Below are 3,237 nucleotides of genomic sequence, written 5' to 3'. Positions count from 1 at the left end.
GCGATGCGGGCGGCCTGCTCGGCGGCCGGGCGGAGCGGCACCGCCGGGTCCGTGTGGGCGTCCTCGATGTTGACGCCGACCGCGCCGGCGGCGATCACCCGTGTGACGGTCTCGCCGACGTCGGCGGCGGTGGCCCCGAACCCGGACTCGATGTCGGCGCTCACCGGCACGTCCACGGCGGCCACGATCCGGGCGACCAGATCGACGGCCCGTTCGCGCTCGATCTCGTTGCCGTCGGCCGCGCCGAGGCTCCAGGCGACCCCGGCGCTGGTGGTGGCGACCGCCGCGGATCCGGCGGCCGCGATCAGGCGGGCGCTCGCCACGTCCCAGGCGTTCGCGAGGGCGAGGGGGGACGAGGGGCGGTGCAGCGTACGGAAGGTGCGGGCACGGTCGTGCTGGGTGCGGGCGTGCTGTGCGCGGTCGTGCTGTGTGGTCATGACGACCATTGGACCAGCCGGTACCGGCCGGGGCTGGCAGGTTTGCGACAGGAACGTCCCGCGTCGCTGCCAGGTGTCGACCACGTTGTTTGCCGGACCGGCAAGTTTTCTGTCCCGCCCGCGCCCCCTGGCAGATGCTCGTGATCACAGCGGACATCGCCGCCACCGACGAGGAGAGCACCATGGCGCAGCCCACCCCCGTACCGCCCCCGACCCAGGCCGACACCCCGCACACGCCGCTGGCCGCCGCCCGGCACCGCCTGGTCGAGGTCCCCGGCGGCCGCATCCACCTGGTGGAACAGGGCACGGGCCCGCTGGTGCTGCTGCTCCACGGTTTCCCCGAGTCGTGGCACTCCTGGAGCCGGCAGCTCCCGGTCCTGGCCGCCGCGGGCTTCCGGGCGGTCGCTGTCGATCTGCGGGGGTACGGGCGTTCCTCGAAGCCGTCGGACGTGGCGTCGTACCGGATGCTGTGCCATGTCGCCGACAACGCCGGGGTCGTACGGGCGCTCGGGGAGGAGACCGCGACCGTCGTCGGCCACGACTGGGGCTCCACGATCGCCGCCGCCACCGCGCTGCTGCGGCCCGACGTGTTCACGGCCGTGGGACTGCTCAGCGTCCCCTACGCCCCGCCCGGCGGTCCCCGGCCGACGGACGCCTTCGCGGCGATCGGCGGGGACGAGGAGTTCTACGTCAGCTACTTCCAGGAGCCGGGGCGGGCCGAGGCGGAGATCGAGCCGGACGTCCGCGGCTGGCTGGCGGGGTTCTACGCCAGCCTGTCCGCCGACACGATGGCGGACGCGGGCGGCGACAGCCCGTTCTTCGTCCCCGCCGGGCGGCGGATGTCCGACCGTTTCGTTCGCGATGCCCTGCCCGCGTGGCTCACGGAGGCCGAACTCGACTCGTACGCCGGTGAGTTCGAACGTACGGGACTCACCGGCGCGCTCAACCGCTATCGCAACGCCGACCGGGACTGGGAGGATCTCGCCGCCTGGAACGGCGCGCCGCTCACACAGCGGTCGCTGTTCGTCGGGGCGGAGCGGGACGCGTCCACGACGTGGATGAGCCAGGCCATCGACGCGTTCCCCTCCACGCTGCCGGGGCTGACGGCCTCGCACATCCTGAAGGGGTGCGGGCACTGGATCCAGCGCGAACGGGCCGACGAGGTCAACCGGATCCTGCTCGACTGGCTCACGCCGCCTTCCGCGCGCCCCTGAGCGACCGCCGCCGCCCGCGCTCCTGAGGGGCGGAGCCGCCGGTCAGCGGGCCAGGCTCAGGAGCAGGGTGGCGACGGCCAGGACCAGGAACGGGTACTGGAACCCGAACGAGTAGTCCCGTACCCGCAGATGGGTCGCCACGGCGCAGAGGTAGAACACGACCAGTCCGGCCGCCGCCGCCGTGCCGAGCGGCGGGATCCAGAAGGCCGCGACGAGTCCGACCGCGGCAGCGGCCTTGGGGACACCGAGCGCCGGCATCCACGAACGGGGCACGCCCGCCGCGTCCATGCCGACGGCGACCTTCTCGTAGCGGACGAAGTCGCAGACGGCGGAGAACACGTTGGCGGAGACGGTGGCGAGCGCGAGCAACACGAAGGCGAGGGTCATGGGGCTGCTTCCTGGGACGGGTCGGGTGTGCTGTCCCGTCCCGAGAGCCGTACCGGCGCGGCGGTGTGACAGTCCGATCCCGGGCTCGGGCTCCGACTCCGACTCGGATTCCGACTCGGACTCGGACTCGAACGAGTGCTTTTTGCGGTGACCGCTCTGCCCCGGCCTGCTTCGCTGGCATTCTCGTTCCGCAATCGTCCTCTCTCCGACATGGAGGAAATATGCGGAATCCGCGAGATCTGGGGAACGGTGTCGCTCGGCACGCGGTACGGCGGGTGGCCACGACGGTGGCGGGCGCGGTGCTCGTGGGGATGGCCGTGACGGCTCCCGCGAGTGCGCTGCCCTCGCAGGTCGACGGCAGGTGCGGCACGTACATCTGTGTGTACACGGCACACCACAACAGGTTCGTGCAGGACATCACGGTGGAGACCAGGGACGGCCTGAGCGGGCAACTGCGTTCCTACTGGGGCGATTTCCGCAGCCCTCGGGTCAATGCCGCACGCGCGAGGTGGGCGGTGGGGGCCGAGAAGAGCGCGCCGCTCGTGTGCGGGGCGCTGGTGCGCGACGGCCGTCAGATCGAAGAGGTCTGCGTCACGATCTGACGGCCGCGGGGCCGGCACGATCCGGCGGCCCCGCGCCACGGACCCCGCGTCAGTTGCTGTACACCCGGCGCGGGGTGATGAGGACCGCGGTACGTCCCTGCTCGGCCATCACCCGGTCGTACGCCTCCCAGTCGTCGTGCTCGCCGCCGGCCGCCACGAACACCTCGCGCAGCAGGAGCCTCAGCCTCTCGGCGTCCAGCCAGGGCTGGGGGTCGTGGGGGCCGGCGAGCTGGGCCTCGCCCTCCACGGTCGCCCACTGGCCGCCCTTGCGGAAGGTCGCCGTCACCTGCGGCCTGGCCCGGAGGTTGCCGAGCTTCACCTTGCCGTAGGTGACGAAGGCGAGGACGCGCTCCCCGGTCGAAGGGTGGGCCAGCGCACCGGCGTTGACGAGCGAGGACTGGATCGTGAGGTCCGCGCGCAGCGTCGAGATCACCGCCAGGCCGTTCTCCTCCCGTGCCAGAGCGGTCGCTTCTTCCAGGGTGGTCATCGGCTCTCCAGGGTGTCGGGACGGGAGGTGGACCTGTCCGTGTCGTCAACACAATGATCGACATGGCGATTCCCAGGGCGTGTCCGCGAAGGGGGGTCGTCCGCCCGGAG

General features: G+C 72.2%; 5 protein-coding genes. 2 read left to right on the top strand and 3 right to left on the bottom strand.

Features of this window, described 5'->3' with window-relative positions:
• The coding region (locus GT042_RS21035; RefSeq protein WP_202533341.1) for an isocitrate lyase/phosphoenolpyruvate mutase family protein at positions 1 to 437 on the bottom strand (437 nt) is incomplete at its 3' end.
• Between the two features lie 182 nt (positions 438 to 619).
• Here GT042_RS21035 and GT042_RS21030 point away from each other — a divergent pair.
• Positions 620 to 1,651, top strand: a complete 1,032-nt coding sequence (locus GT042_RS21030) for an alpha/beta hydrolase (RefSeq protein WP_161310281.1) — start codon at positions 620 to 622, stop codon at positions 1,649 to 1,651.
• A 42-nt stretch (positions 1,652 to 1,693) separates the two neighbouring features.
• Here the strand turns inward: GT042_RS21030 and GT042_RS21025 are convergent, their stop codons facing one another.
• Positions 1,694 to 2,038, bottom strand: a complete 345-nt coding sequence (locus GT042_RS21025) for a DoxX family protein (protein ID WP_161310279.1) — start codon at positions 2,036 to 2,038, stop codon at positions 1,694 to 1,696.
• A gap of 221 nt (positions 2,039 to 2,259) precedes the next feature.
• Between GT042_RS21025 and GT042_RS21020 the strand changes: the two genes are divergently transcribed.
• Positions 2,260 to 2,640, top strand: a complete 381-nt coding sequence (locus tag GT042_RS21020) for a hypothetical protein (RefSeq protein ID WP_237531014.1) — start codon at positions 2,260 to 2,262, stop codon at positions 2,638 to 2,640.
• A 49-nt stretch (positions 2,641 to 2,689) separates the two neighbouring features.
• Here the strand turns inward: GT042_RS21020 and GT042_RS21015 are convergent, their stop codons facing one another.
• Positions 2,690 to 3,127: a TIGR03618 family F420-dependent PPOX class oxidoreductase gene (locus tag GT042_RS21015; protein WP_161310278.1), complete on the bottom strand. Its 438-nt coding sequence runs from the start codon at positions 3,125 to 3,127 to the stop codon at positions 2,690 to 2,692.
• Between the last annotated feature and the right edge of the window lie 110 nt (positions 3,128 to 3,237).

Source organism: Streptomyces sp. SID3212 (assembly GCF_009865405.1).
Taxonomy (GTDB): domain Bacteria; phylum Actinomycetota; class Actinomycetes; order Streptomycetales; family Streptomycetaceae; genus Streptomyces.
The sequence above is the reverse complement of the archived record's forward strand: the minus strand, read 5'-3'. Positions and strand labels throughout refer to the sequence as shown.

Coding starts and splice junctions, on each gene's coding strand:
- GT042_RS21030 (WP_161310281.1), top strand. CDS start 620: ATGGCGCAGCCCACCCCCGTACCGCCCCCGACCCAGGCCGACACCCCG.
- GT042_RS21025 (WP_161310279.1), bottom strand. CDS start 2,038: ATGACCCTCGCCTTCGTGTTGCTCGCGCTCGCCACCGTCTCCGCCAAC.
- GT042_RS21020 (WP_237531014.1), top strand. CDS start 2,260: ATGCGGAATCCGCGAGATCTGGGGAACGGTGTCGCTCGGCACGCGGTA.
- GT042_RS21015 (WP_161310278.1), bottom strand. CDS start 3,127: ATGACCACCCTGGAAGAAGCGACCGCTCTGGCACGGGAGGAGAACGGC.